The following is a 24,966-nucleotide window of genomic DNA, read 5'->3' on the forward strand; positions in this document are numbered from 1 at the left end:
CATCCAGACCGGGTGCCCTGCTCCGGGGTAGCGTCGGTGCCGATGACTGAGATCCCGGAGACCATGCGCGCTGTCCGCTTCGACGAGTGGGGTGACCGGTCGGTCCTGCACGTGGCCGAGGTGCCCGTTCCCGAGGTGACCCCCGGGCGGGTGCTCGTCCGCGTCCGCGCCGCGGGCATCAACCCCGGTGAGTCGGCCATCCGCCAGGGTGCGTTCGGCGGCGACCTGCCGTCCGGACAGGGCACCGACTTCGCCGGCATCGTGGTGGCCGTCGGAGCCGAGGTCGATGGCGTCGACGAGGGCGAAGAGGTCATCGGCTGGTCGTGGGACCGCGCGAGCCAGGCCGAGTACGTGTCCGTGCCGGCCGTCCAGGTCGTCCAGAAGCCACGCCTGCTCGACTGGACCGTGGCGGGTGGCCTCGACGTCATCGCGACGACCGCGGCCGCAGCCGTGCGTGCGGTCGACCCGCGTCCGGGCGAGACCGTCGTGGTGTCCGGTGCCGCCGGCGGGGTCGGCGGCTTCGTCACCCAGCTGCTCGCGAACGAGGGCATCGACGTCATCGCCGTCGCGTCCGAGGCGAACCACGAGTGGCTCCGTTCCAAGCGCGCACGGCCGGTCGCGTACGGCGACGGGCTGCAGGAGCGCATCACCGAACTCGCGACGAACGGCATCGACGCCGTGATCGACACCCACGGTGCCGAGTACGTCCGGCTCGGCATCGCCCTCGGGGTGCCGGTCGACCGCATCGAGACGATCATCGCGTTCGACGAGGCCGCCGAGGTCGGGGCGAAGGCCTCGGGCAGCGCGGACACCGCCGACCCGGAGATCCTCGGGGCGCTCGCACTCGAGGTCGCGAACGGCGCGATCGAGGTACCCGTCGCCGCGACCTACCCGCTCGACCGCGTGCAGGACGCCTTCGAGGAGCTCGAGCAGGGCCACACCCGCGGCAAGATCGTCCTGATCCCCTGATCCCAGCGTCGCTCAGGGCTGGTCAGGGGGTTTCCCCCACCACGGTCGGGGTGCGTCCCGGATGCGCTGGACCGACGGCGTTGCGTAGCGTCGTCGGTATGAGCACACTCTCCCGTCCCCGCAACGGTCGTCTGCTGGCCGGCGTCTGCGCCGGTCTCGCCGATCGCTTCAACCTGTCCCGCACCCTGGTCCGGGTGGTCTGGGTCATCCTGAGCTTCTTCCCCGGGCCGCTGTGGATCGCGTACGTCGTGCTGTGGTTCGTGATGCCGCCCGAGGGTGGTCGGCGGCGCTGAGCGGTCCGAGCCTCGGCGCTGAGCACCGGTCCGTCCGGACGGGTTAGTGTGGCGGCGTGCCGGTCTCCGTCTTCGATCTGTTCAGCGTCGGTGTCGGCCCCTCGAGCTCGCACACCGTCGGCCCGATGCGGGCCGGTGCCGAGTTCGCCACGCTCGTCCGTGGCCTGCCCGTCACGTCCGTGGTGGTCGACCTGTACGGGTCCCTCGCGTCGACCGGGCAGGGTCACGGTACCCTCGGTGCCGTCGTCGCCGGGCTCATGGGGTCGCACCCGGAGACCGTCGACCCCGATGCCATGGTCCTCGCGCTCGACGCGCTGGAGCGCGACGGTGTCCTGCGGCTCGACGGCGGTGCGAGCGTGCCGTTCCGCCTCGCCGACATCGTCCTGCACCCCCTGACGATGCTGCCCCGGCACCCGAACGCCATGCGGCTGCGCGCCCGTGACGCCGACGGGACCGATCTGGCCGACGAGACCTACTACTCGATCGGTGGCGGGTTCATTGCGCGGGACGAGGCGGCCGAGCCGGCGACGGACGCGTCGGCGGCCGTCGCCGGTGCCGCGATCCCGGTCGACGACGCCGTGCCCCACCCGTTCTCGAGCGGCGCCGAGCTGCTCGCCGCGTGTGCCGGTTCAGGCCTGCCGATCAGCGGCGTCGCCCTGGCGAACGAGGCCGTCACTCGGACGGACGCCGAGATCCGGTCCGGACTGCTGGGCATCCACGGCGTGATGGAGTCGTGCGTCGACCGGTCCGTCCGCAGGGGCGGGTGCCTGCCCGGCGGGCTCGACGTCCGCCGTCGCGCCGCCACCTGGCACGAGCAGCTCACCCGCGAGGACCCCGACCACGACCCGCTGTTCGCGATGGAGTGGGTGAACCTCGTCGCCATGGCGGTCAACGAGGAGAACGCCACCGGAGGCCGCGTCGTCACCGCCCCGACGAACGGCGCAGCCGGCATCATCCCCGCGGTGCTGTACTACGCGCTCACGTACGTGCCCACGGTCGCCGACGCTCCCGCCGCCGAACGCGACGATGCCGTCGTGCGGTTCCTGCTCACCGCCGGGGCGATCGGGTCGATCTACAAGGAACGGGCGTCGATCTCCGGCGCCGAGGTCGGCTGCCAGGGCGAGGTCGGATCCGCGGCGTCGATGGCGGCTGCGGGGCTCGCCGAGGTCCTCGGGGGTACGCCGGAGCAGGTCGAGAACGCCGCCGAGATCGCGATGGAGCACAACCTCGGGCTGACCTGCGACCCGATCGGCGGCCTGGTGCAGATCCCGTGCATCGAGCGGAACGCGATCGCGGCGAACAAGGCGATCAACGCCGCCCGCATGGCCCTGCGCGGCGACGGGGTGCACCACGTGTCGCTCGACCAGGTCGTCGAGACGATGCGGCAGACCGGGGCGGACATGTCGTCGAAGTACAAGGAGACCGCGATGGGCGGGCTCGCGGTGAACGTCCCGCTCTGCTGAGCGTCGTGGTCGCGTGCGCGCGTGCTCGCGCGTGCTCGCGCGTCAGGCGTGCAGGAGCGTCAGCAGTCGCGCCGTCTCGGTGGCGATGGCGTCCCGGCCCGCCGACACGTACTTGCGCGGGTCGACGACCTCCGGTCGCTCGTCGAGCACGGTGCGGAGCGCACGGGTGAACAGGCCGTTCAGGTGCGTCGAGATGTTGATCTTCGTCATCCCCGCGTGCACGGCGCCGCGGAGTTCATCGTCGGACAGGCCCGAGGACCCGTGCAGCACGAGCGGCACCGGCACCGCGGCACGGAGGCGCTCGACCAGGTCGCGGTCCACCGAGGCCTCGCGGGTCTGCATCGCGTGCGAGGTCCCCACCGCGACCGCCAGGGCATCGACCCCGGTGTCGGCCACGAACGCGGCGGCGTCGGTCGGATCGGTGCGGACGCCGGGGGCGTGCACACCGTCTTTGCCGCCGACCTCGCCGAGCTCGGCCTCGATCCCGACACCCGCGGCGTGACACCGAGCGGCGAGCTCGCGGGTCGCTGCCACGTTGGCGGTGAAGTCCAGGTGTGAACCGTCGTACATGACCGAGTCCACGCCGAGTTCGACCCCGGCCGCGACCAGCTCGGGATCCTCGATGTGGTCGAGGTGCACGAGGACCTCGACGTCGGCGGCACGTGCGACCGCCTGGGTCGCGGTCGTGATCGGTGCGAGGCCGCCGTGGTACCGGACGCAGTTCTCGCTGATCTGCAGGATCACCGGCAGCCCGGCCAGCTCGGCGCCGGACACGATCGCCTCGGCGTGCTCGAGCAGCACCACGTTGAACGCACCGACCCCGCGGCGTGCCGTTCGGGCGGTGTCGAGCAGGCCGGTGAGGGCGAGGTCGGTGATCATGCGGGGGTCCTCGTTCGGTCGTGGGCGGGAGCGGGCTGGGTGGACAGGAAGCGGTGGACGTCTGCCGGGTCGACCGCGCCGGCCACCGGTTGGAGGACGGCGGCGGCCCCGTGTGCGGCGGCGGACCGCAGGGCTCGGAGCAGGGTGGCGTCGTCGGGGGCCGGGACGCTGCGAGCGCCGACGAGGACACGCACGAGCCCGGCGGTCGCTGCGTCACCCGCGCCGGTCGGGTTGCCCGAGACCCCGGGGACCGCCGGCACCTCGAGCACGTGCTCGGCGGTGTGGGCGGCGATGCCGTCGGATCCGCGAGACACCACGACGACCGTCGCGCCGAGTCCGAGGAGCCGGAGTGCCCCCGAGCGCTCGTCGTCGGTGCCCGTGGCCTCGAGCAGTTCCTCGCGGTTGGGCTTGCAGACCGTCGCCCCGGCCGAGGCGGCCGCCAGCAGCGCCGTGCCCGAGCAGTCGACCACCGAGAGCACACGGCGACGTCGAGCGGCGGTGACCCAGCGGGCGATGACCGTGGGATCGGTGTCGCGGGGCAGGGAGCCCGACACGACCAGGGCAGCTGCGGGCAGGGCATCGGCGGCACCGTCGGCACCGCCGGCACCGACACCACCGTCGAGGAGCGTCTCGACCGCGGCGGTGACCGTGTCCCACTCGGCTGGGCTGAGCACGGGGCCGGGCTCGCCGAACATCGTCGGGTGGGCGAGGTCGTCCACCACCGTCACGGTCGTGCGGGTCTCACCACGGACGGCGACGTCGGTGTGGACGAGCCCGAGGTCGTCGAGGGCGTGGGTGATCCAGTGCCCGCCGTCGCCGCCGAGGGGTAGCACGGCGTGGGTCGGCGTGCCGGTGGCGGCGAGGACCCGCCCGACGTTCAGGCCCTTGCCGCCGGGGCGCCGCTGGACCTCGAGCACGCGCTGGGTCTCGCCGATGCGCTGTTCGGCGACCCGGTAGGTCACGTCGACGGCCGGGTTCGGGGTGACGACGAGGATCATGCGACCACCGCCGTCGGCAGGGCTCGGACGCTGCCGCGCTCCGGGTCGAGCACGACCAGGTCGGCGGGGGCGCCCACGCTGAGTGGTGCCGGAGCCCCGAGCAGGTGTGCCGCACGCCCCGCGGACGCCGCGACGACCTCGGGTAGGTCGGTCCCCGCGTCGAGCAGGCGGCGGACGGCGTCGGCGACCGTGATCGTGCTGCCCGCCAGCGACGAACCATCGGCGAGCACGGCGAGCCCGTCGCGGACGGTCACCGCCGAGCCGGCGACCGTGTACGCGCCGTCGGGGCAGCCGGTCGCGGCCATGGCGTCGGAGACCAGGACCATCCGGCCCGGAGCACTGCGCTGCACGAGGGTGACCGCCACGGGGTCGAGGTGGTGGCCGTCGACGATGCACTCGAGCAGCACACGGTCGTCGGAGAGCGCGACCCCGACCGGCCCGGGCGCACGGTGGTGCAGCGGGGGCATCCCGTTGAACAGGTGGGTGACGAGCGAGGCTCCGGCGTCGATCGCACGGCGGGTCTGCTCGGCGGTGGCGTCGGTGTGGCCGATGGCGACGACGACCCCGGCTTCGACGAAACGGGCGACGACGTCGAGTGCACCCGGCAACTCCGGCGCGAGCGTGACGATCCGCAGGGCGCCACCCGCGGCGTCGCAGTAGGCGTCGACCTCGGCGGGGTCCGGGGCGTGCAGCAGGTCCACGCGGTGCGCCCCGCGACGGGCGGGCGCGAGCCACGGCCCCTCCAGGTGCAGGCCGGCGAGCGTGCCGTCCGCGACGAGCGGCCGGAGCCGGGCGAGAGCCGCCACGGTGTCCGCGCGCTGGCCCGTGGCGATGGATCCGACCAGGGCGGTCGTGCCCCGTGACCGGTGGTGTGCAGCGGCGGCACGGGCGTCCTCGGCGGAGCACACGGAGAAGTCGTGTCCGAGCGCCCCGTGGGCGTGCAGGTCGACGAACCCGGGCACGATCGCGCCGTCGACGGTGACGGCGGTGTCCGTGCGCATCGGGGACCCGGTGCCGGTCGCCAGCACGGTGTCGTCGTCACCGATGACGAGCCAGCCGTCGTGCAGGTCTGCCTGGGCCGTGACGATGCGATGGGCCCGGACGAGGGTGGTCACAGCAGGACCCCGGTCTCGGTCTCGAGCAGCGCGCGTGCGAGGATCCCTGCTCCGATGGCGCCGGCTGCGTCGCCGTGCCGGGCGGGAACGATGACGGGGGCACGGACGCCCTGCAGACGCTCCGTGACGGCGTCGCGCAGCGGGTCGAGCAGCAGCGCGCCCGACTCGGCGAGTCCCCCGCCGACGATGATCGTGTGGACCCCGGCGACCGCGGTGGTCCAGGCGAGTGCATCGGCCAGGACCGCGACGCAGTCGTCCCAGACCGCACGGGCTGCGGGGTCGCCCTGGCGGACCAGGAGCATGGCGGCGTGCGCGGACGGAGCGCCGGAACGACGTGCGACTCCCCCGGCGGACGCGATCTCCTCGACACGGTGGCCCGCGTGCGGACCGGTCTGGATCCGGACCTGCCCGATCTCCCCCGCCCAGCCACCGCCGGACACGACGACGCCGTCGACCACCAGGGCGCTCGCGAGCCCGGTGCCGACCGGCACGAACGAGACCGACCCCTGCGAGAGCGCCGGGTCACCGGCCCGGACCTCGGCCAGGGCGCCGGCGCGGACGTCGTGGCCGAAGGCGAGCGGCACGTCGATCCCCTGCCGCAGGAGCTCGGCGCGGACGAGATCACGTACCGGGACGTCGCGCCATCCGAGGTTGACGGACAGGTCCACGGTGCCGCGGGTCTCGTCGACGACGCCGGGGGTCACCACCCCGATGGCTCCGAGCGGCGCGCGTCGCGTGGCCTGTGCGGCCAGTTCGGCGACGACGGCGGCGAGGCGCCCCGCGTCCGGGTCGTCGCGCGGCGTCGGTACCCGGGTCTCGTCGAGGACGAGTCCGTCGGCCGTCGTCAGCCGGGTCTTGATGCCCGTGCCGCCGACGTCGACCCCGAGCACCGCGCCTGCGCCACCCATCAGGTGAGGATGACTGACCGGGTGAGCGACCGGGGGTTGTCCGGGTCGAGCCCGCGTCCCTCGGCCAGGGCGACGGCGAACCGGTGCACGACGACGAGTCCGGCGATCGGGTCGAGGTCGTGCTGGACGAAGCGAGCACCGGTGGCGGCGACCTCGTCGGCCAGGCCCTCGGGCGCAGTGCCGAGCGACCAGACGAGCCGGCCGGGCTGGGCGATCGCGATGGGACCGTGCCGGTAGTCCATCGCCGGGTAGGACTCGGCCCAGAACTGCGCCGCCTCACGCGTCTTCAGCGCGGCTTCGAACGTCAGGCCGACGGCGGCCCCACGACCGACGAACGAGACCTGCTCGGCGTCGAGCAGGTCGTCGATGGGCACCGTCAGCGCGGTCTCCGCCTGGGCTGCGAGGGCGTCGACGTCGTCACCGATGGACGCCCGCAGCAGCGCGAGCGTCGTGGTCGCGAAGCGGGTCTGGACGACCGAGCGCTCGTCGGCGAAGGGCAGGGCGACCACCTGGTCGGCGACGGCCGCGGCGGGGCTGTCGGCGACCGCCGTGATCAGGACGGTCCGCTGGGACGGCAGGGCCTGCAGTAGGTCGACGATCTCGGTCGTCGTGCCCGAGCGGCTGATCATGAGCACGCGGTCGTACTCGCGGGACGCCGGGTACTCGGACCCGGCGAAGGCATCGGTCACGCCGAGGCCCGCCTGCTCACGCGCGACGGCGTAGCTCATGGCGATGAACCAGCTCGTGCCGCAGCCGATCACGGCCACGCGCTCGCCCGGCTGGGGGAGCGCATCGGCGAAGGTCGGCAGGAGCGCGGCGGCTGCACGCCAGGTCTCCGGCTGCGAGGCCAGTTCAGCGCTCACGAAGGTGTCGGTCATGGGAGCCTTCCGGGTCCGGATCGATCCGGGTGATCGATGATCAGGAAGCGTAGCGAGCGATCGTGCGCAAGGGAAGGGGAAAACGTCATTTCCGATCACCGTGCGACGGTGGTGACGCCGTAGGATGACCGTCATGACCCCCCAACAGCGGCTGAACGCCCTGCTCGAACTGGTGAGCGAACGCGGCAACGTGTCGATCGCCGAGATCGGGGAGCTGCTCGGGATCTCCGCCGCCACGGCCCGCCGTGACCTCGCGACCCTCGCTGACCAGCGGCTCGTCACGCGCACGCACGGGGGAGCGGCAGCACTCGGCGCCGGGTACGAGCTCCCGCTGCAGTACAAGATCGCCCGGCAGGCCGAGGCGAAGACGGCGATCGCCCGCGCGGCCGCCCGGTTGGTGCAGCCGGGGGAGACCGTCGGGCTCAACGGCGGGACGACCACGACCGAGGTCGCGCGTGAACTCGGCAAGAGCGAGCGGTTCATCCGCGCCGACGGCGAGTTCGGCATCACGATCGTGACGAACGCCCTGAACGTCGGGTACGAGCTGTCCGTCCGCGCCAACGTGAAGATCGTGGTCACCGGTGGTGTGGCGCGGCGGCAGTCCTACGAGCTCGTCGGGCCGCTCGTCCGGGACACCCTGGACGAGTTCGCCCTCGACCTCGTGGTGCTCGGCGTCGACGGGCTCACCGGCCAGTACGGTGCGACGACCATGCACGAGGGCGAGGCCGAGGTCAGCCGCCACTTCGCCTCCGTCGGGCGACGGGTCGTCGTGGTCGCCGACTCGACCAAGATCGAACGGTCGACCTTCGCCCGGATCTGCCCGCTCGACCGCATCGACGTCCTGGTCACCGACCGGCCGGTGCCGGCCTCGTTCGCCGCCGACCTGGCCAGCGCCGGCGTGGAGCTCGTCGTCGCCGACTGAGCGCCCCCTGCGGCCACCCCGGAACGGTCCGGACGTTTCGATCGTGTAAAACCCTCCCCGGCACGGATGCGTGAGCGATCTGTGAGCGCCTATTGTGCATTCATGATCGATTCGGCATCATGGGCGTCACATTCACGCAAGGGAGCGATGAGCATGGGCGCTGACAACGCAGGACTCCGCGTCGCGGTGATCGGGATGGGCCAGCGGTCCGCCATCGCGCGCCACGTGGCCGAGGCAACTGCCGACGACCCGTCGCTGCACGCCCGGGTGGTGGCCGTCGCGGACGTCACCGCGGCCGGCCGCGATCGTGGGCACGACGAGTACCCGGACGCCCTGGTGGTCGAACACCACCGTGACCTCACCGGCCACGTCGACGCGGCCATCGTCACCACGCCGGACTGGACCCACGCCGAGATCGCGATCGACCTGCTCCGCGCGGGCATCGCCGTCTACCTCGAGAAGCCGCTGGCCATCACGGTCGAGGACGCCGACGCCGTCCTGAACACCGCGGCGGAGACCGGCACGCCGCTGTACGTCGGGCACAACTTCCGGCACGCCGCCGTCGTCCGCCTGATGCGCGAAATCGTGGCCCGCGGCGAGATCGGCCAGGTCAAGGCCGTCTGGTGCCGGCACTTCGTCGGCAACGGCGGTGACTACTACTTCAAGGACTGGCACGCCGACCGCAGCAAGGTGAACTCCCTGCTGCTGCAGAAGGCGAGCCACGACCTCGACGTCATCCACGCGCTCGGCGGGGGTGACACCGCCCGGGTCGTCGGCATGGGGTCGCTGTCGGTCTACGGCGACGTCACCGACCGGCGCGACCGCAGCGGCGAGCTCATGGGGGACTGGTTCTCCCACGACAACTGGCCGCCGCTCGCCCAGACCGGGCTGAACCCCGTCGTCGACGTCGAGGACGTCTCGATGGTGATGATGACGCTCGACAACGGGGTGCAGGCCAGCTACGAGCAGTGCCACTTCACCCCGGACTACTGGCGGAACTACACCGTCATCGGCACCGAGGGACGCCTCGAGAACATCGGCGACACCGGTGGTGGCGTCGTGAAGGTCTGGACGCACCGCCGGGGATGGGACACGGCGGGGGACCGCGAGTACCCGATCGACGGCGTCGAGGACGGTCACGCCGACGCCGACCTGCTCACCATGACCGAGTTCCTGCGGTCCGTCGCGTTCGGCGAACCGTCGGAGCTCTCCCCGATCGCGGCCCGTGCCGCGGTCGCCGCCGGCGCGCTGGCCACGCGCTCGCTCCGCAACGGGTCCGTCCCCATCGACGTCCCCCCACTGCCGGCCGACACCATCGCGCACTTCACCCGTTCCACCCCCTCCACCCCGCATCCCGCCCAGACCGTCGGCTCCTGACGGCCGTGCGAAAGGACACCCCGATGACCGCACACATCCCCACCCGAGGAACCGGCGTGCGCCGCGTCCTCCTCGGCGCCGTCGCCGCCCTCGGCGCGGCCGCACTCCTGGCCGGCTGCTCCTCGTCGTCCGGGGCGTCCGACTCCGGTGGCGACTACGAAGCGGCGCCGAAGGACACCAAGGCGTCCCTGACCTACGCCGTCTGGGACGAGAACCAGGTCAAGGCGATCAAGGCCAACCTGAAGGGCTTCAACGAGGAGTACCCGGACATCAAGGTCAGCGTCGACGTCACGCCGTACGCCAACTACTGGACGAAGCTGCAGACCCAGGGCTCGAGCGACACCCTGCCCGACCTGTTCTGGATGAACGGCCCGAACTTCCAGCTGTACGCGGCCAACGGCAAGCTCGCGCCGATCACCGGCGAGGTCGAGTCGGGTGACATCGACGCGTCGAAGTACTCGAGCGCGCTCAACGACCTGTACACGTACGACGACACCCAGTACGGCGTGCCGAAGGACTTCGACACCATCGGTGTCTGGGTCAACAGGTCACTGTTCGAGCAGGCAGGCATGGACCTGCCGTCCAAGGACTGGACCTGGGACGACTTCCAGCAGACCGGCGCCGAGCTGTCCGAGAAGCTGAAGGCGAAGGGTGCCTACGGGGCAGCCGGCGGCATGGACGGCCAGACGACCTACTACAACACGATCCTGCAGGCCGGGGGATCCGTCGTGAACGCGGACGGCACCGAGTCCGAGTACGCCACGAAGGCCTCCGAGGACGGCCTGCAGTTCTGGACCGACCTGATCGACTCGGGGGCATCGCCCTCGATCAAGCAGCTCACCGACACGACGGCCGACCAGTGGTTCACCTCGGGCAAGCTCGCGATGTACCAGGGCGGCAGCTGGTTCCGCTCCGCGCTGACCGGCACCGAGCTCGAGAAGGACGTCGTCGCCTACCCGCTGCCGAAGGGCAAGGAGCAGGCGACCGTCATCCACGGTGTCTCGAACGTCGTGTCCGAGGCGAGCAAGGACAAGGCCGCCGCCCAGGCGCTGCAGGTCTACCTCGCGGGCAAGACGGCGCAGCAGCAGCAGGGCGACATGGGCGCGGTCATCCCGGCGTACGAGGGCACGCAGAGTGCCTTCACGAAGACGATGCCCGACGCCGACCTGCAGGTGTTCCTCGACGCGGTGGACTACGCGAAGCCGCTGCCGGTGTCGAAGAACACCGCCGCCTGGAACACCCTCGAGACCACCCTGCTGCCGAGTGCCTTCGACGGGTCGAAGCCCGTCGACCAGGTGGCAGAGGACCTCGCACAGAAGATGGACGCCGCCCTCGCCAAGGAAAAGTAGGACCCGCGCGTGACGATCAACACCGAGCGGCCCCCGGCCGCAGTCACCCCCGCCCGGACGACACGTTCGTCCGGGCGGGGCGGCCCCGCGCCGCGACCCGGCGGCGGTCGAGCACCACGACGGACCGACGGCTGGTGGCCGTGGCTCTTCGTGCTCCCCTTGCTCGTCGGCGTCGGCACGTTCTACATCTGGCCGATCATCCAGACGTTCTGGTACTCGTTCACCAGCTGGGGTGTCTTCGGGGGCGCCACGTTCACCGGCGTCGCCAACTACGTCCGGCTCGTCGGTGACCCGCAGCTCTACCAGTCGCTGCTCAACACGGTGATCTACACCGTGATCGTCCTCGCCGGGATCCCGATCGCGGTGTGGCTCGCCAGTCTGCTGAACACCCCGGGGCTGCGGTTCGCCCAGTTCTACCGGGTGCTCTTCTTCCTGCCGTACGTCGCCATGCCCGCGGCGATCGCCCTGGTCTGGCGCATCATGTACAACGGCGACTACGGCATCGTGAACTGGTTCCTCGGGAACTTCGGCATCGACGGCCCGTACTGGATCTCGACCCCGGGCTTCGCCCTGATCGCGGTGAGCCTGGTCGGCCTCTGGTCGTCCCTCGGGTTCTCGATGATCATCCTCGGCGCCGGGCTCAAGGACATCCCGCCGGAGCTCTACGAGGCAGCGGAGCTCGACGGCGCGAGCCGGTGGCGGCAGTTCCGCTCGGTGACCGTGCCGTTGCTCAGCCCGAGCATCTTCTTCGTGGTGATCGTCACGACGATCTCGAGCTTCCAGCTCTTCGACCTGCTGTACGCGATCCTCGGCAGCACCAACCCGGTGATCCCGAAGACGATGTCGCTCGTCTTCTACTTCTACAGCGCCGGGTTCATCGACAACGACAAGGGCTTCGCGGCCGCGATCGCCATGGTGATCTTCCTGCTCATCGGCATCGTCACGCTCGTGCAGTTCCGTGTCCAACGGAAGTGGGTGCAGGGATGACCGCCACCGTCACACCTCCTCGGGCCGCACGCCGGCCCGGCCGTCGCGGCGGCAGCCACTGGTGGATCCACGTCGTGCTCGGCGTCGGCGGGTTCGCGATGGCGTTCCCGTTCCTGTGGCAGATCATCATGTCGCTGTCCACGAACGCGCAGGTGCAGTCCGTCACGCCGGTCTTCTGGCCGGGGGAGCTGCAGTGGCAGAACTACGCGCAGGTCTTCGAACGACTCCCGTTCCTCAGCCAGCTCGGCACCTCGGTGTACGTCACGATCATCCGCACGCTCGCGCAGATCGTCCTGTGCACGCTCGCCGGGTACGCCTTCGCCCGGATGCGGTTCCGCGGACGGGCGGCTCTGCTCGCGATCGTGCTGTCGATCCTGCTCGTGCCCTCGCAGGTCTACCTGATCTCGCAGTACCAGATCGTGCAGGGGCTCGGCTGGCTCGACACCCTGATGGGGATCGTCGCGCCCGGGCTGTTCAGTGCCTTCGGCACGTTCCTGATGCGGACCGCGTTCCTGAACATGCCGCCCGAGCTCGAAGAAGCAGCGCGGATGGACGGCGCGAACCCGTTCCAGACGTTCTGGCGGATCATGCTGCCCCTGGCCCGTCCCTCGATCAGTGTGCTCGCGATCACGACCGTGCTGTGGTCGTGGAACGAGCTGCTCTGGCCGCTCGTGGTCTCCACCCGCGCCGAGGACATGCCGCTCGCCGCCGGCCTCGCGACGCTGTCGAGTGACCGCACGATCGACTACCCGGTGCTGATGGCCGCCAGCCTGATGGCGATGGCGCCGGTCCTCATCATGTTCGTCGTGCTGCAGCGTCGGGTGATGGACGGGCTCGCGTCGTCCGGTCTGAAGTGACCACCGCGACCCCCGGCCTGGAGGCCCGTCCCGCGTCCGTCGCGGTCCTCGCCGCCGCCGTGGGGTCACCGGACGACTCCGCGACGGTGGCGGCCGAACTGGCCGCCACCGTCGCCGACGCCGGGTCCGCGGAGCGGGACGCGCTGCTGGTGGCGGCGCTCCGCGCCGCGGTGCCGGAGAGCGCCGACGCCCTCGCGGAGCGGGGCCTCCCGCGCGCGCTCGCCGAGGCCTCCGTCGCCGACGTCGACCGCAAGCTCGGGCGCTACGGGCTGCACGGCACCGGGGTGGAGTGGCTCGTCGCCGTGGTGACCGGGCGTGTGGTGGCCGTGGGGCGCCTCCAGTTCGAACTCGGCGACCACCTGGCGAACGGGACACCGGCCTGGGGTGTGCACGTGCCGGAGACCGGGCCGCTCGACCCGGTGGCCTGCGACCGCTCGTTCGCCCGCGCGCCCGAGGTCCTGCGCGGCCTCGCGCCGGAGCTCGCTGCCGACCGGTGGCAGTGCCGCTCCTGGATGCTCGATCCGGGGCTGCCGGCCGCGCTCGGTCCCGATGCCAACCTCGTGCGCTTCGCCCGGCGCTTCCGTCTCGTCCCGCCGGGGGAGCACGACGCGACCGAGGGGGACGCCAGCGTCGCGAAGTTCGTCTTCGGGGTGCCGCTGGCGACCGCTCGGTCCGCGGCGCCGTCCGGTAGGTTGCGCGCGGCCGTGCTCGACCGGTGGGCGAGCGGTGGGCACTGGACCGAGCGGACCGGCTCCGCACCGGTCGCGTGACCACCCGCAGCCCCGGCCGCGTACCGTGCACGGCATGACGAAGCCCGACCACGACCACCTCGACGACGGCGTCGACATGACGTTCGAGGAACGCCGACAGGACACGTTCCGCCGCATGTCCGGATCCGACGAGCACGACGCCGATCCCCGGGTCGAGGTCTCCCGTGCCGAGGACGGCGACGTCCGCATCGACGTCGCCGACACCGCGGCGGTCCGACCCGGCGAGTGACACCCGATCCGGCCCTGGTGCGTCGGGGTCGGTGGGGCACGGCATGATCGTGTCGTGCACCTCGTCCTCCGCCGCGTCGAAGGCGGCGTCCTCGCGACGCCCCTGACCGACGCGGGGACCGCCGGGGGTGAGCCGGTCCGCCTGGACGAACCGGGCCTCCCGGCCTTCGTCGCGGCCCACGACGCACCGGGCGTGCGCTGGGTGTGGGACGACACCGCGCGCTGGTACCCGGCCGTGCTCGCCGCTGGCGGGCGTGTCGGACGTTGCGTCGACCTGCGCCTCGGTCGTCGTGTCCTGCGGGCCGCGCTCGCTGCACGGGGATCCGCGCTCGCCGCTGCGCCGCCCGACGCCCTGGACGCCCCGGTCGCCGAACCCCGCGTGGTCCGACCGACGCAGGCCCAGCTCTTCGACGACGCCCTGTTCACCGCCGCTGCGCCCGACGACGAGGTCGATCCGGTGGCGGAGTTCCGCGCCCAACTCGCCGCACTGGCGGGGTCGAGCGCTCCGGGTGCGCTCCGCCTGCTGCTCACCGCGGAGTCGGCCGGGGCGCTCGTGGCGGCCGAGATGCTGCACGCCGGGCTGCCGTGGCGTGCCGACGTGCACGAGCGGCTGCTGGAGGACGCCCTCGGGCCGCGCGTGCCCTACGGGGTGCGGCCGCGACGCCTCGAGGAGATCGCCGCCGTCGTGCGCGAGCGCCTCGACGACCCCGGGCTCAACCCGGACTCACCTGCCGACGTCCTGAAGTCGCTGCGCCGGGCCGGGCTGATGGTCACGAGCACGCGGAAGTGGGAGCTGCAGGAGATCGAGCACCCCGTCATCGAGCCGCTGCTCGAGTACAAGCGCCTGGCGCGACTGCTCACCGCCAACGGCTGGACCTGGCTCGACGACTGGATCCGCGACGGACGGTTCCACCCGAAGTACGTCGTCGGCGGTGTCGTCACCGGGCGCTGGGGGGCCGACGGCGGGGGAGCGATGCAGCTGCCGAAGGGCATCCGCGGCGCGGTCATCGCCGACCCTGGGTGGAAGCTCGTCGTGGCGGACGCCGCGCAGCTGGAGCCCCGGGTGCTCGCCGCGATGTCCGGCGACCGGGCGATGGCCGCGGCCGGCGACGGACGCGACCTGTACGACGGCGTGGTGGCCTCGGGTGCGGTCGAGACCCGGCAGCAAGCCAAGGTGGCGATGCTCGGTGCGATGTACGGGGCGACCCAGGGCGAAGGCGGTCGGCTCGTGCCACGCCTGGTCCGGGCGTTCCCGCAGGCGCTCGACATGGTGGAACGGGCCGCGCGTGCGGGGGAGCGCGGCGAGCCGGTGACGACGCTGCTCGGGCGGACGTCACCGGTACCCGAGGACTCGTGGTTCGAGGCCCGGAACCAGGCGTACACGGTCGAGGGGACCCCGGCGATGCAGCGCGCGGTCGAGTCCCGTGCCCGGAGCTGGGGGCGGTTCACCCGGAACTTCGTGGTGCAGGGGACCGCGGCCGAGTGGGCACTCGCGTGGATGGGGTCCCTGCGCTCGCGGCTGCTCGCGCGGTTCCCCGGAGCCGTGACGGACGGGCCGCACCTGGTGTTCTTCGTACACGACGAGATCGTGGTGCACGCTCCGGAGGAGCACGCGGAGTGGGTGGCGCGGCAGATCGAGGAGGCCGCCGTCGACGCCGGACGGCTGTTGTTCCAGGACTTCCCGGTGACGTTCCCGCTGTCGGTCGGGGTGGTCGGGGCGTACTCGGAGGCGAAGGACTGAAGCAGCCGGGACGGCTCACGGCGGGGTCGGGCAGGGTGGACGGATGCACACCGAACGCGGGGACGCCGCCGACCGCACCGTCGGCGAAGTCGACCTGACCCGCTGGCGCTCCCGCGTCGGCCGCAGCGTCGCCGCTGCGTGGACTGCGCTCGGCAAGCGCTTCGGCGCCATGCCGGTGCTGCTGCTGACCCTCGCCATCGGTCTGGGCGTCGCCGTCCTCGCCACGTGGATCGCCTCCGAGGTCTACGACGCCGTCCGGGAAGCCGACGACGTCGCGGTGCTCGACCGACCGGTCCTCGACTGGGCCCTCACGCTCCGATCACCCACGGCCGACACCCTCGTCACGTGGTGGACGGACATCGCCGGCACGATCGGGATGCCGATCGTCGCGCTCGGGTTCCTGGTCGGCTTCACGATCCAGCGTCGTGCGTGGACGCCGCTGGTGCTCCTCGTGGCGGCGAGCGGTGGCTCGCTGCTCATGACGATCGCGGGCAAGGACCTCATCGGTCGCGCCCGTCCGCCGCTGTCCGACGCGGTGCCGCCCTACGAGACGTCGCCGTCGTTCCCGTCCGGTCACACGCTCAACTCCACGGTGATCGTGGGCACCATCGTGTACCTGCTGCTCCTGCGGCAGTCGCGCGTCGTCACCCGGGTGTGGACGATCGTCGTGGGCACCCTGTTCGTGCTGTCGGTCGGGGCGTCGCGGGTGTTCCTCGGGCACCACTGGCTGACGGACGTCCTGGCGGCGTGGGCGCTCGGACTCGCCTGGCTCGCCCTCGTGATCACGGCGCACCGGTTGTACCTGACGGCGCTCCACCACGGTGCCGAGCCCGCGCCGGACGTCGACCGCATCACTTCGTGAGCAGAAGGCGTCGGGTCGTTCGCCCGCACCCGACGTCTTCTGCTCACCGAGTCTCCGGGCGCCACCCCGCCCGCCCCGCCGCCGCCACCGTCCCGCGCCGCCGTGCGCCAACGGCAGAGCGCCGTCAGCCGCGACCGGTAGGTTGCCGGGCATGGAAGAACGGGTCTTCGGCGGCAGGTACCGCGTCACGGGCACGCTCGGACACGGTGGCATGGCGTCCGTGTACCGGGCGGTCGACGAGCAACTCGGCCGCGAGGTCGCGGTCAAGGTGTTCCGCATCGGCCCCGTCGACCGCGGTGAGCGCGCCCGCGCCGAGGCAGAGATCCAGACCCTCGCGACGCTGCGGGCCCCCGAGCTCGTCACGCTCTACGACGCCGCACTCGACGACATCGACGGCGACTCGTACCTCGTCATGGAACTCGTGCCGGGCAGTGACCTGGCGACCCGTCTGCGCGAGGGCCCGCTCGACCCCGCGACCGCCGCCCGCCTGGGTGCGCAGGTCGCCGACGGTCTGGCCGCCGTGCACGCGCAGGGCATCGTCCACCGTGACGTGAAGCCCGCGAACGTCCTGCTCGAGAGCGACGGTCGGCACGTCAAGCTCGCCGACTTCGGGATCGCCCTGCTCCGCGACGCCTCTCGGGTGACGGGGACGGGGACCGTGATGGGGACGGCCGCGTACCTGGCCCCGGAGCAGGTCCTGGCGAAGGAGATCACCGGCAAGGCCGACGTCTACTCGCTCGGCCTCGTGCTGCTCGAGTGCATGACCGGCCGTCAGCCGTTCCCGGGCAGTGCGGTCGAGTCGGCCACCGCCCGGCTGACCCGTTCGCCCGAGATCGACCGGCAGCTGCCCACGGCCTGGCGCACCCTGCTGCACGTGATGACGGCGCAGGACCCGGCGGAGCGACCGACGGCAGCCGAGGCGGCCGAGCGCCTGCGCGCGCTGGGCCGCGACGAGCCGACGAACGCCACGCAGCTCCTGCCCGGGATGCCCGGTGCGGTGACCGCTGCGGCTGCCGGCGCAGCGGGTGCCGCGGCTGGTGCCGCCGCTGCGGCGAACGCCGACGACCGGACACAGGCGATGCCGGCGAGCGAGCTGCCGAACGGCGGCGCGCGTCCGGGCGACGACGCCACCCGCGTCCTGGACACCCAGCGCCCGAACCCAGCCGACGACGTCTCGACGACCGTCCTCGGCGCCCAGGCGAACGACCGAGGCGCATCGGGCCCGAGCGGGCCGACCCCGCCGCCGGTCGCGCCCCGCCCGGTCCGGGGGGACCAGCCGGAGGACCAGCCGGAGAAGAAGAAGCGCGGACCGCTCATCGCCGCGGTCATCGTGATCGTCCTGGTGCTCATCGGCATCGGGGTCGCGGTGTTCGCCCTCAACGGCGACGACGACGGCACCCCGGCCCCGACGGACACCACGTCGACCGCCCCGACCGAGCAGCAGCCGTCCGAGGACCCGGGCGAGGAACAGCAGCCGAGCGAACCGGCCGAGCAGCAGCCCTCACAGGAGCAGCAGCCGTCGCAGCCCGCCGAGGAACCCAGCGAGCAGCCGAGCGAACCGACCCAGCCGGAGCAGCCCACGCAGGACCCGCCCGTCGGACCGGAGCCGAGCACCCCGGCCTCGAACCCGGTGCAGGAGCCGCAGGACGGCACGGGCGCGGTCGACACCACGTCGGACACCGCTCCCGGCAATTCCGGCAGCGCCCCGGGACACAACAAGGACTGACGACGCGCACTGACGACCGGCACTGACACGCCGGGGTTTTCGTCCAGTCCCTGGAGCAAATAGGCTCGCCCTGTGCGAGAACTGCAACGGAGCGGTGGTCCGACGACGGCCGTGGCCGCTCGGAACGGTGTCGGCTTCGGGTCTGCAGAGGGCTGGCTCGTCGAACGACCAGCGGGCGCGCCGGTGGCCGAGGCGATCGTCCCCGGCTTCACCGGACGCACCATCGCCACCGGCGACGAGCTCTCCTGGGTCTGGTTCCCCGAGCGGACCCTGCCCGACGGGGCGTCGGAACCGACGGAAGCAGACCTGCCGCACTTCTGGGACGCCACGGCCTTCGCCCTCGACGTCGTCTTCACCGACGGCTCGCGGCTGCGTGACCACGCCGCGGTCCGCGACCAGTACGGCGACGCGGTCACCCCGGACGTGCAGGACGCGGCCCGCAAGCAGTGGGTGGACCAGTGGAACCGGCGCGCGGTCGACCTCACGCCGTTCGCGGGGCTGGTCGTCGACCGCCTGGAGGCCCGGCTCGGCTCCGACGCGCCGGCCACGGCCACCGACGGCGAGCGTCCCGCACTGCGCGGCTGGCTCGACGCCGTCCGGATCGGTCCCGCGCGTCCGACCCCGACGACCCCGCTCGGCCACGTCCGGACGACCCGTGGCACCCAGGCATCCTCCCGGTTCTCCCGCGGCAACAACGCCCCGCTCGTCGGTGTCCCGCACGGCGGCGTGTTCGGGCTGCCGATGACGGACGCCTCGAGCAACCGCTGGCCGTACGCGTACCAGGAACACGACCGGATCGACGACCAGGGACGACTCCGCCCGGCGATCCAGGCCTTCGCCACGAGTCATATCCCGTCGCCGTGGATGGGCGACCGCGGGGTGTTCCAGGTGATGCCCTCGCCACTCGAGACGCCCGACGTGGACCGGGATGCCCGCGCGCTCGGGTTCGACCACGAGGACGAGCAGGACGGCCCGCACCGCTACCGGGTCGCCCTCGAGCACGCTGTGACGGCCGAGCTGACTGCGGGGGAGTTCGCCCTCGGGTTCCGGTTCACCGGCGCCCGCAGCGTCGTGCTCGACCACCACGGCCGGGTGTCCGACGTCTCCGTGACGGTCACGGACCGCACCGCCGTGGTCGAGGCCGTCCTCGACGACCGGCCAGGCACCCCGCCGCACCACGTGCACCTGCGGGTCGCGGGGGTCACCGCCGACCACACGACGATCGGCGAGCACGAGCTGCGCGGCTGGCTGTCCGTGGGTGAGGCCGGGGGCGCGGACGGCCCGGTCGACGTCCTGCTCGGCATCTCGACCGTCTCGATCGAGGACGCCCGTGCGAACCTCGACGACGCCGGCTCGTACGACGCCATGCGCTCCCGTGCCGAGGCGCTGTGGACCGAGAAGCTCGCGACGCTGTCCTTCGACGGCGCGACCCCCGACCAGCTGACGAGCCTGTACTCCGGCCTGTACCGGTTGTTCCTCTACCCGAACCGGGCCGGGGAGACCGCCCTGACCGGCACCCCGCGACACCGCTCACCCTACGGCGACGTCCTGGCGGAACCGATCCGCGACGAGCCCGGGCCGGAGATCGTCGAGGGCGCGTTCACCACCACGAACGGCTTCTGGGACACCTACCGCACGGCCTGGCCGCTCCTCGGACTCCTGACCCCCGAGACCGCGGGCGAGCTCGCGCAGGGCTTCGTCGAGCACCACCACGACGGCGGATGGACGCCCCGCTGGAGTGCCCCCGGCGCCGAGGACTGCATGACCGGCACCACGAGTGACACCGTGTTCGCCGACCTCGCCGTGAAGGGCGTGCGCGGCTTCGACCTGGGCGAGGCGTACCGGAGCGCGGTGCGGAACGCGACCGTCCCGCCCCGTGACGAGCGCGTCGGACGCAAGGGGAGCCTCCCGGGCGCCTTCCGTGGCCACGTCGACACGGCGACCCACGAGGGGATGTCCTGGACCCTGGACGCGGCCATCAACGACTGGGGTCTGGCCGTCATGGCGGGCCTGCTCGCGTCACGGGCGCGGACGCCGGCCCACCTGTCCCGGTACGAAGCCGAGGCCGAGTGGTTCGCCCGCCGGTCGCTGCAGTACCGGCACGTCTTCGACTCCGAGCGCGGGTTCTTCATCGGCCGCGACCCGGACGGCTCGTGGCGGGTCGGCACCGAGTTCGACCCGCGCGACTGGGGCGACGACTACACCGAGACGAATGCCTGGGGCACCGCGTTCACGGCTCCGCACGACGGAGCCGGCATCGTCGACCTGCACGGCGGCCCCGAGCGGTTCGACGCGGCCCTCGACGCGTTCTTCGCGACCCCCGAGACCGGCAGCCTGGCGCGGTCCGGCTCGTACGGGTTCCCGATCCACGAGATGACCGAGGCCCGCGACGTCCGGATGGGCATGCTCGGGCTGTCGAACCAGCCCGCGCACCACATCCCCTTCTTCCCGATGTTCACCGGGCGCCACGACGACGCGCACCACATCGTCCGCGAATCGCTCGAGCGCCTGTTCGTCGGGTCCGACCTCGGCCAGGGCTACCCCGGCGACGAGGACAACGGTGAGATGAGCGCCTGGTACGTCTTCGCGACCATCGGCCTGTACCCGCTGGCGCCGTCGACCGGCACCTACGTGCTCGTGCCGCCGTCGGTCCGCAGGACGGTGCTGCGGCAGCCTGGAGGCGCGGCCACGGTCATCGAGGTCGCGCCGGATTCCGCAGGCGCGTACGTCGCGTCGGTGACGGTCGACGGCTCGCCCTGGACCTCGGTCACCATCCCGCACAGCGTGGTCGTGGCCGCGTCACGGATCGAGTTCACGCTGTCCGACGAACCGCAGGGATGGGCGGCGGACACCCGGCCCGTCTCGGCCTCCGACGTGCACGGCTACCGGGACGCCCCGGTGGACGTCCTGCCCGTCGGGGTCTCGGCACTGACGGACGACACCGGCCGCTCCGTCACGGCGCTCGCGGCGGGGGAGTCCGTGTCCTTCGACGTGTCGTGCCCCGCCGCCTCGCTGTACACCGTGACGGTCGCGTCGCCGGGGTCCTACTCGTGGCAGGTCGCCCTGGACGACGACGTCACCGCGGTCGACGGCGCCGAGTTCACGTGGGCCGGCCAGACCCGCGTGTTCCGGATCCTCGGCGGGGGTTCGTCGTTCACGTTCACTGCCGGCACCGACCTGGCGCTGACGCAGCTCGAACTCATCGCGGCCGACGGACAGCGTTGACCCGGCGTTCACCGAGCGGGAGCATGCTCGCCCCATGTCGATGAGCGCACCGTTCGATCCCGAACAGCAGGGCCGGTCCATCCCCGTGGACGGCAGTGACGAGTCCGAGCTCGAGATGGAGGAGGACCGCGGCGCCGACGTCGGCGACGACTCCGCCGACCCGAGCGTCTCGCCCGTCAGCCACCACGACGAGGACGAGGCCGGCGGCGGCCCGGTGTTCCGGCGTCCGCACGCAGGCGAGCGGCTCCACCCGGACGACATCTGACCGTTCCGGGGTTCCTCCGGGGTTTCTTGGGCGATTGCCAAGCGGCTCGGGCATGCTCGTGCGCATGTCGATCGCGAACTCGTGGGACCCGTCTGGTGGCCGTGCAATCCCGGAGGACCAGGTCCGTCAGGACGGGCTCGAACTCGACGAGGACCCGGCGATGCTCGGGATCTCGTTCGACGTCGTGGGCGGTGCCTCCGCGGACCCCGCCGGGGTGTCCCCGGTCGACGTGAACGTGCCGACGCCGAGGTCTGCCGACTCCGCGTCCGACGACTAGCGCGCGCCTGGTCGAAGCGGCCGCGCGTCCCATTCAGCCGGTAGTATTCCGGAATGGTACCGACGGCCTACGTGGACGAATCCGAGCCCGGAGACGCACGTGACCCCGGCGCGTACATCCTCGGGGCGGTGACAGTTGCCGACAGCGACGCTGAGCGGTTCCGGGACTCGCTCCACGCCATCAAGCCACGATCGGCGCGGAAGCTGCACTGGTCCGAGAGCGACGCCCGGCACCGCACAGGGATCGTCGAGATGCTGTGTGACCATCCGTTCACAGCCGTCGGAGTCGTGAGCGTGACTGACCGATCCGTCCGGAGCGAGCGCCGTCGCCGTCTGGCTCTTGAGCACTTGATCATGGAACTCCGCGCGAGCGGTGTTGACCGTGTCGTCCTCGAATCTCGCGGACCCTCAGACCGGAACGATCGTGCGCACCTCGACGCCTTGCGATCACGCAAGCTGGTTCACGGATTGGTGTTCGAGCACCTACCGGGTGGCCGCGAGCCACTTCTCTGGGCGGCGGATGCGGTCTGCGGCGTGGTCGCGCTGGCTCGGCGAGGCGAGACGGCGTACCTCGAGCAGCTGGACCATGTGCTGAGCGTCCACGAACACCGCCGGTGAACGCGCGAATCCCCGGGCCCCGCTATACCGCAGGATCTCCCGGGGATCACTTCCGCACCCACCTCGATGGGGCGACTGGTCTCAGTGTGACATATCAGGCGGGATGGCGGAAGGGTCGAGGACCCGGTACTTGAACCCGATGTGCGAGCCGGTGAAGCCGAGGCGCTCGTAGAAGCGGTGCGCATCGGTCCGTGCAGCGTCCGACGTGAGTTGCACGAGCGGGGTCCCGAGGGCCGGCGCAGCGACGTCGGTCACCCAACGCGTCAGGGCACTCCCAACGCCGCCGGAGCGCCCTCCGGTGCGGCGACGTCACCGCGCGCGGCGCTGATCGGGTCGTCGGACAACAGGGTCATGAGTGCGTCGAGGTCCGCTTCCGTGGCGTCCGCAGCGTCAGTTCGCAGGAGCGTGGGGTCAGACGGACGGGCAAGGCGAGGTCGTGGAGCACGACCCCACCCTGCCCGACCCGACCGGGCCGTTCCTGCTCAGGGAACGGTGTGTCCGGCCGCGGTGAAGATCCGGTACCACTCCTCGCGCGACAGCTCGACGTCCGAGCCGGCGGCCGAGTCCCGCACGCGCTGCGGGTTCGTCGTGCCGAGGACGACCTGGAAGTGCGCGGGGTGGCGGGTGATCCACGCGACCGCGATGCCGGTCGGGGTGACCCCGTGTGCGGCGGCGACCTCCTCGAGCACGTCGTTCAGCTCGGCGTACTGCTCGCGGTCGCCCAGGAAGACGCCGTCGAAGAAGCCCTTCTGGAACGGCGACCAGGCCTGGAGCGTGATGTCGTTGATCCGCGAGTAGTTGAGGATGTCGTTGTCGCGGTCGACCGACTGGTCGAGGCCACCCATGTTCGCGGTGAGGCCCTGCGAGATGACGTTGGCGTGGGTGATGCTCAGCTGCACCTGGTTGAACGCGAGCGGCTGGCGGACGTGCTTCTTGAGCAGGTCGACCTGGCCGGGGGTGTGGTTGGAGACGCCGAAGTGGTGGACCTTGCCGGAGGCGTGCAGCTCGTCGAAGGCCTTCGCGACCTCTTCCGGCTCGACCAGGGCGTCGGGGCGGTGCAGCAGCAGGACGTCGACGTACTCGGTCTGCAGCGCCTCGAGCGACTCGTGCACGGACTCGAGGATGTGCTCGTAGGAGAAGTCGAAGTAGGCGCCCTTCGGCGTCGGTCGGATGCCGACCTTGGTCTGCAGCACGATCTCGGCACGTTCCGCGGGCGACAGCGTGACCGCCGCGCCGAACCGCTGCTCGCAGCCGTGCCATTCGCCGTACACCGCGGCGTGGTCGAACATGTTCACGCCCGCGTCGCGCGAGGCGCTGTAGAGCGAACGGATGTCCTCGTCGCTCATGTCGTTGATCCGCATCAGTCCGACGACGACGTCGGAGGCGGTGAGGTCTGTCTGTGGCAACTCCAGTGTCTTCACGCCCTCGATCCTGCCAGCCAGACCCCGGTGCAGGCAGGCCCTGCCAGTGCCACGTCGCTCAGTGGACGGAGAACCCGCCGTCGACCGCGATCGACTGCCCGGTGACGTAGGCCGACCCGGGTCCGGCGAGGAACACCGCCGCCGCGGCGAAGTCCGACGCGACCCCGTTCCGGCCGACCAGCGTCCGCGCGGCGAGGGCCGCCACCGTCGCCGGGTCGGACCCGAGTCGCTCGTTGAGCGGGGTGCGCACGAAACCGGGGACGAGGACGTTGGAGGTGACCCCCTGCGCGGACCAGGCCTCTGCCTGGGACCGGGCCAGTGCCTCCAGGCCGGCCTTGGAGACCCCGTACGCGCCGCTGGCGGCGAAGGGGCGGTGGGCCTGCTGCGAACTGATCGACACGATCCGCCCGTACCCACGGGCCGCCATGCCGGGTGCGAGCCGCTGCCCGAGCACGAACGGCGCGTCCAGGTTGACGGCCATCGTGGCGTCCCAGGTGGCCTCGTCGAGTTCCGGCATCGGCGGGCGCAGGTTGATCCCGGCGGAGTTCACCAGGACGTCGACGTCTCCGGCGGTGTCTGCGAGTGCGTGTGCTCCAGCGCGGGAGGACAGGTCCGCGACGATGCCGTCGGCCGAGCGGCCCGCCTGGCGGATGCCGGCGACGGTGGCGTCGATGGTCGCGGACGTCCGGGCGGCGACGAGGACGTGGGCACCCGCGTCGGCGAGTGCGGTGGCGATCGCTCGGCCGATGCCGGAGCTGCCTCCCGTCACGAGTGCGGTGCGGCCGTCGAGGCCGAAGAGTTGCTGCAGCGACATCCGGTCAGGTTACCGAGGCCCGTAC

25 protein-coding genes are annotated in these 24,966 nt (G+C 72.0%); 17 read left to right on the plus strand and 8 right to left on the minus strand.

The window, feature by feature from the left end:
• Positions 1-42 precede the first annotated feature (42 nt).
• The 3 genes from DEJ35_RS00335 (at position 43) to DEJ35_RS00345 (ending at position 2,725) form a co-directional block, all read left to right on the plus strand.
• Positions 43-969 carry an NADP-dependent oxidoreductase gene (locus DEJ35_RS00335; RefSeq protein ID WP_258369835.1) on the plus strand — a complete coding sequence of 309 codons (927 nt, stop codon included), beginning with the start codon at positions 43-45 and terminating at the stop codon, positions 967-969.
• Positions 970-1,067: 98 nt separating this feature from the next.
• Positions 1,068-1,262, plus strand: coding sequence for a PspC domain-containing protein (locus DEJ35_RS00340; RefSeq protein ID WP_027466823.1), 195 nt, complete (start codon positions 1,068-1,070; stop codon positions 1,260-1,262).
• 56 nt (positions 1,263-1,318) lie between these two features.
• Positions 1,319-2,725: an L-serine ammonia-lyase gene (locus tag DEJ35_RS00345; RefSeq protein WP_110859414.1), complete on the plus strand. Its 1,407-nt coding sequence runs from the start codon at positions 1,319-1,321 to the stop codon at positions 2,723-2,725.
• Between the two features lie 42 nt (positions 2,726-2,767).
• Here the strand turns inward: DEJ35_RS00345 and DEJ35_RS00350 are convergent, their stop codons facing one another.
• From DEJ35_RS00350 to DEJ35_RS00370, 5 genes are read right to left on the minus strand one after another with little or no spacing between them, the layout of a single operon-like run.
• Positions 2,768-3,604, minus strand: a complete 837-nt coding sequence (locus DEJ35_RS00350) for a class II fructose-bisphosphate aldolase (protein WP_111124078.1) — start codon at positions 3,602-3,604, stop codon at positions 2,768-2,770.
• Positions 3,601-4,602 (minus strand): 1-phosphofructokinase family hexose kinase, encoded by a 1,002-nt coding sequence (locus DEJ35_RS00355; protein ID WP_111091365.1) that lies wholly within the window; start codon positions 4,600-4,602, stop codon positions 3,601-3,603. The genes DEJ35_RS00350 and DEJ35_RS00355 overlap by 4 nt, the downstream gene beginning before the upstream one ends.
• Positions 4,599-5,717: an N-acetylglucosamine-6-phosphate deacetylase gene (nagA, locus tag DEJ35_RS00360; protein WP_111091366.1), complete on the minus strand. Its 1,119-nt coding sequence runs from the start codon at positions 5,715-5,717 to the stop codon at positions 4,599-4,601. Before nagA ends, DEJ35_RS00355 begins: the two co-directional genes overlap by 4 nt.
• Positions 5,714-6,625, minus strand: a complete 912-nt coding sequence (locus DEJ35_RS00365) for an ROK family protein (RefSeq protein ID WP_111124079.1) — start codon at positions 6,623-6,625, stop codon at positions 5,714-5,716. Before DEJ35_RS00365 ends, nagA begins: the two co-directional genes overlap by 4 nt.
• The gene (locus DEJ35_RS00370; protein ID WP_071406232.1) at positions 6,625-7,503 is read right to left on the minus strand and encodes an SIS domain-containing protein; all 879 of its coding nucleotides are present in this window, start codon (positions 7,501-7,503) and stop codon (positions 6,625-6,627) included. The genes DEJ35_RS00365 and DEJ35_RS00370 overlap by 1 nt, the downstream gene beginning before the upstream one ends.
• Before the next feature lie 133 nt (positions 7,504-7,636).
• Here DEJ35_RS00370 and DEJ35_RS00375 point away from each other — a divergent pair, with 133 nt between their 5' ends.
• From DEJ35_RS00375 to DEJ35_RS00440, 14 genes are all read left to right on the plus strand, one after another.
• The gene (locus tag DEJ35_RS00375) at positions 7,637-8,425 is read left to right on the plus strand and encodes a DeoR/GlpR family DNA-binding transcription regulator (protein WP_181420018.1); all 789 of its coding nucleotides are present in this window, start codon (positions 7,637-7,639) and stop codon (positions 8,423-8,425) included.
• Positions 8,426-8,572: 147 nt separating this feature from the next.
• Positions 8,573-9,802 carry a Gfo/Idh/MocA family protein gene (locus DEJ35_RS00380; RefSeq protein WP_111091367.1) on the plus strand — a complete coding sequence of 410 codons (1,230 nt, stop codon included), beginning with the start codon at positions 8,573-8,575 and terminating at the stop codon, positions 9,800-9,802.
• Positions 9,803-9,825: 23 nt separating this feature from the next.
• The gene (locus DEJ35_RS00385) at positions 9,826-11,151 is read left to right on the plus strand and encodes a sugar ABC transporter substrate-binding protein (RefSeq protein WP_110859421.1); all 1,326 of its coding nucleotides are present in this window, start codon (positions 9,826-9,828) and stop codon (positions 11,149-11,151) included.
• A gap of 9 nt (positions 11,152-11,160) precedes the next feature.
• Complete coding sequence (locus tag DEJ35_RS00390; protein ID WP_110859422.1) at positions 11,161-12,138, plus strand: carbohydrate ABC transporter permease; 978 nt, start codon at positions 11,161-11,163, stop codon at positions 12,136-12,138.
• The gene (locus DEJ35_RS00395; protein ID WP_250893249.1) at positions 12,135-12,995 is read left to right on the plus strand and encodes a carbohydrate ABC transporter permease; all 861 of its coding nucleotides are present in this window, start codon (positions 12,135-12,137) and stop codon (positions 12,993-12,995) included. The genes DEJ35_RS00390 and DEJ35_RS00395 overlap by 4 nt, the downstream gene beginning before the upstream one ends.
• The gene (locus DEJ35_RS00400) at positions 12,992-13,765 is read left to right on the plus strand and encodes a hypothetical protein (RefSeq protein ID WP_111124080.1); all 774 of its coding nucleotides are present in this window, start codon (positions 12,992-12,994) and stop codon (positions 13,763-13,765) included. The genes DEJ35_RS00395 and DEJ35_RS00400 overlap by 4 nt, the downstream gene beginning before the upstream one ends.
• 34 nt (positions 13,766-13,799) lie before the next feature.
• A complete protein-coding gene (locus DEJ35_RS00405; protein WP_017887924.1) occupies positions 13,800-13,994 on the plus strand; it encodes a hypothetical protein in 195 nt (64 codons plus the stop codon).
• A 54-nt stretch (positions 13,995-14,048) separates the two neighbouring features.
• Entirely contained in the window at positions 14,049-15,734 is a 1,686-nt protein-coding gene (locus tag DEJ35_RS00410) for a bifunctional 3'-5' exonuclease/DNA polymerase (protein ID WP_111124081.1), read from the plus strand.
• A gap of 43 nt (positions 15,735-15,777) precedes the next feature.
• Complete coding sequence (locus DEJ35_RS00415; RefSeq protein ID WP_110859425.1) at positions 15,778-16,596, plus strand: phosphatase PAP2 family protein; 819 nt, start codon at positions 15,778-15,780, stop codon at positions 16,594-16,596.
• A gap of 151 nt (positions 16,597-16,747) precedes the next feature.
• The gene (locus DEJ35_RS00420; RefSeq protein WP_111123172.1) at positions 16,748-18,322 is read left to right on the plus strand and encodes a serine/threonine-protein kinase; all 1,575 of its coding nucleotides are present in this window, start codon (positions 16,748-16,750) and stop codon (positions 18,320-18,322) included.
• Positions 18,323-18,394: 72 nt separating this feature from the next.
• Entirely contained in the window at positions 18,395-21,547 is a 3,153-nt protein-coding gene (locus DEJ35_RS00425; protein ID WP_258370340.1) for a GH92 family glycosyl hydrolase, read from the plus strand.
• Between the two features lie 34 nt (positions 21,548-21,581).
• A complete protein-coding gene (locus tag DEJ35_RS00430; protein WP_111090896.1) occupies positions 21,582-21,812 on the plus strand; it encodes a hypothetical protein in 231 nt (76 codons plus the stop codon).
• A 64-nt stretch (positions 21,813-21,876) separates the two neighbouring features.
• Complete coding sequence (locus tag DEJ35_RS00435) at positions 21,877-22,089, plus strand: hypothetical protein (protein WP_146238506.1); 213 nt, start codon at positions 21,877-21,879, stop codon at positions 22,087-22,089.
• A gap of 71 nt (positions 22,090-22,160) precedes the next feature.
• Positions 22,161-22,706 carry a hypothetical protein gene (locus DEJ35_RS00440; RefSeq protein ID WP_146238507.1) on the plus strand — a complete coding sequence of 182 codons (546 nt, stop codon included), beginning with the start codon at positions 22,161-22,163 and terminating at the stop codon, positions 22,704-22,706.
• An 81-nt stretch (positions 22,707-22,787) separates the two neighbouring features.
• Here the strand turns inward: DEJ35_RS00440 and DEJ35_RS17640 are convergent, their stop codons facing one another.
• The 3 genes from DEJ35_RS17640 to DEJ35_RS00455 form a co-directional block, all read right to left on the minus strand.
• Positions 22,788-22,961 carry a hypothetical protein gene (locus DEJ35_RS17640; RefSeq protein WP_309147035.1) on the minus strand — a complete coding sequence of 58 codons (174 nt, stop codon included), beginning with the start codon at positions 22,959-22,961 and terminating at the stop codon, positions 22,788-22,790.
• Positions 22,962-23,188: 227 nt separating this feature from the next.
• Positions 23,189-24,127, minus strand: a complete 939-nt coding sequence (locus DEJ35_RS00450) for an aldo/keto reductase family oxidoreductase (RefSeq protein WP_110859430.1) — start codon at positions 24,125-24,127, stop codon at positions 23,189-23,191.
• A gap of 58 nt (positions 24,128-24,185) precedes the next feature.
• On the minus strand, positions 24,186-24,941 hold the full coding sequence (locus DEJ35_RS00455) for an SDR family NAD(P)-dependent oxidoreductase (protein WP_110859431.1): 756 nt from the start codon (positions 24,939-24,941) through the stop codon (positions 24,186-24,188).
• Positions 24,942-24,966 lie beyond the last annotated feature (25 nt).

Source organism: Curtobacterium sp. MCPF17_051, from assembly GCF_003234595.1.
GTDB lineage: Bacteria > Actinomycetota > Actinomycetes > Actinomycetales > Microbacteriaceae > Curtobacterium > Curtobacterium flaccumfaciens.

Excerpts from the sequence above, each read along its gene's own strand:
- DEJ35_RS00365 (WP_111124079.1), bottom strand. The coding sequence starts at position 6,625 with ATGGGTGGCGCAGGCGCGGTGCTCGGGGTCGACGTCGGCGGCACGGGC.
- DEJ35_RS00350 (WP_111124078.1), bottom strand. The coding sequence starts at position 3,604 with ATGATCACCGACCTCGCCCTCACCGGCCTGCTCGACACCGCCCGAACG.
- DEJ35_RS00370 (WP_071406232.1), bottom strand. The coding sequence starts at position 7,503 with ATGACCGACACCTTCGTGAGCGCTGAACTGGCCTCGCAGCCGGAGACC.
- DEJ35_RS00430 (WP_111090896.1), top strand. The coding sequence starts at position 21,582 with ATGTCGATGAGCGCACCGTTCGATCCCGAACAGCAGGGCCGGTCCATC.
- DEJ35_RS00375 (WP_181420018.1), top strand. The coding sequence starts at position 7,637 with ATGACCCCCCAACAGCGGCTGAACGCCCTGCTCGAACTGGTGAGCGAA.
- DEJ35_RS00435 (WP_146238506.1), top strand. The coding sequence starts at position 21,877 with ATGTCGATCGCGAACTCGTGGGACCCGTCTGGTGGCCGTGCAATCCCG.
- DEJ35_RS00420 (WP_111123172.1), top strand. The coding sequence starts at position 16,748 with ATGGAAGAACGGGTCTTCGGCGGCAGGTACCGCGTCACGGGCACGCTC.
- DEJ35_RS00380 (WP_111091367.1), top strand. The coding sequence starts at position 8,573 with ATGAGCATGGGCGCTGACAACGCAGGACTCCGCGTCGCGGTGATCGGG.
- DEJ35_RS00455 (WP_110859431.1), bottom strand. The coding sequence starts at position 24,941 with ATGTCGCTGCAGCAACTCTTCGGCCTCGACGGCCGCACCGCACTCGTG.
- DEJ35_RS00405 (WP_017887924.1), top strand. The coding sequence starts at position 13,800 with ATGACGAAGCCCGACCACGACCACCTCGACGACGGCGTCGACATGACG.
- DEJ35_RS00415 (WP_110859425.1), top strand. The coding sequence starts at position 15,778 with ATGCACACCGAACGCGGGGACGCCGCCGACCGCACCGTCGGCGAAGTC.
- DEJ35_RS00355 (WP_111091365.1), bottom strand. The coding sequence starts at position 4,602 with ATGATCCTCGTCGTCACCCCGAACCCGGCCGTCGACGTGACCTACCGG.
- DEJ35_RS00340 (WP_027466823.1), top strand. The coding sequence starts at position 1,068 with ATGAGCACACTCTCCCGTCCCCGCAACGGTCGTCTGCTGGCCGGCGTC.
- DEJ35_RS00335 (WP_258369835.1), top strand. The coding sequence starts at position 43 with ATGACTGAGATCCCGGAGACCATGCGCGCTGTCCGCTTCGACGAGTGG.
- DEJ35_RS00395 (WP_250893249.1), top strand. The coding sequence starts at position 12,135 with ATGACCGCCACCGTCACACCTCCTCGGGCCGCACGCCGGCCCGGCCGT.
- DEJ35_RS00385 (WP_110859421.1), top strand. The coding sequence starts at position 9,826 with ATGACCGCACACATCCCCACCCGAGGAACCGGCGTGCGCCGCGTCCTC.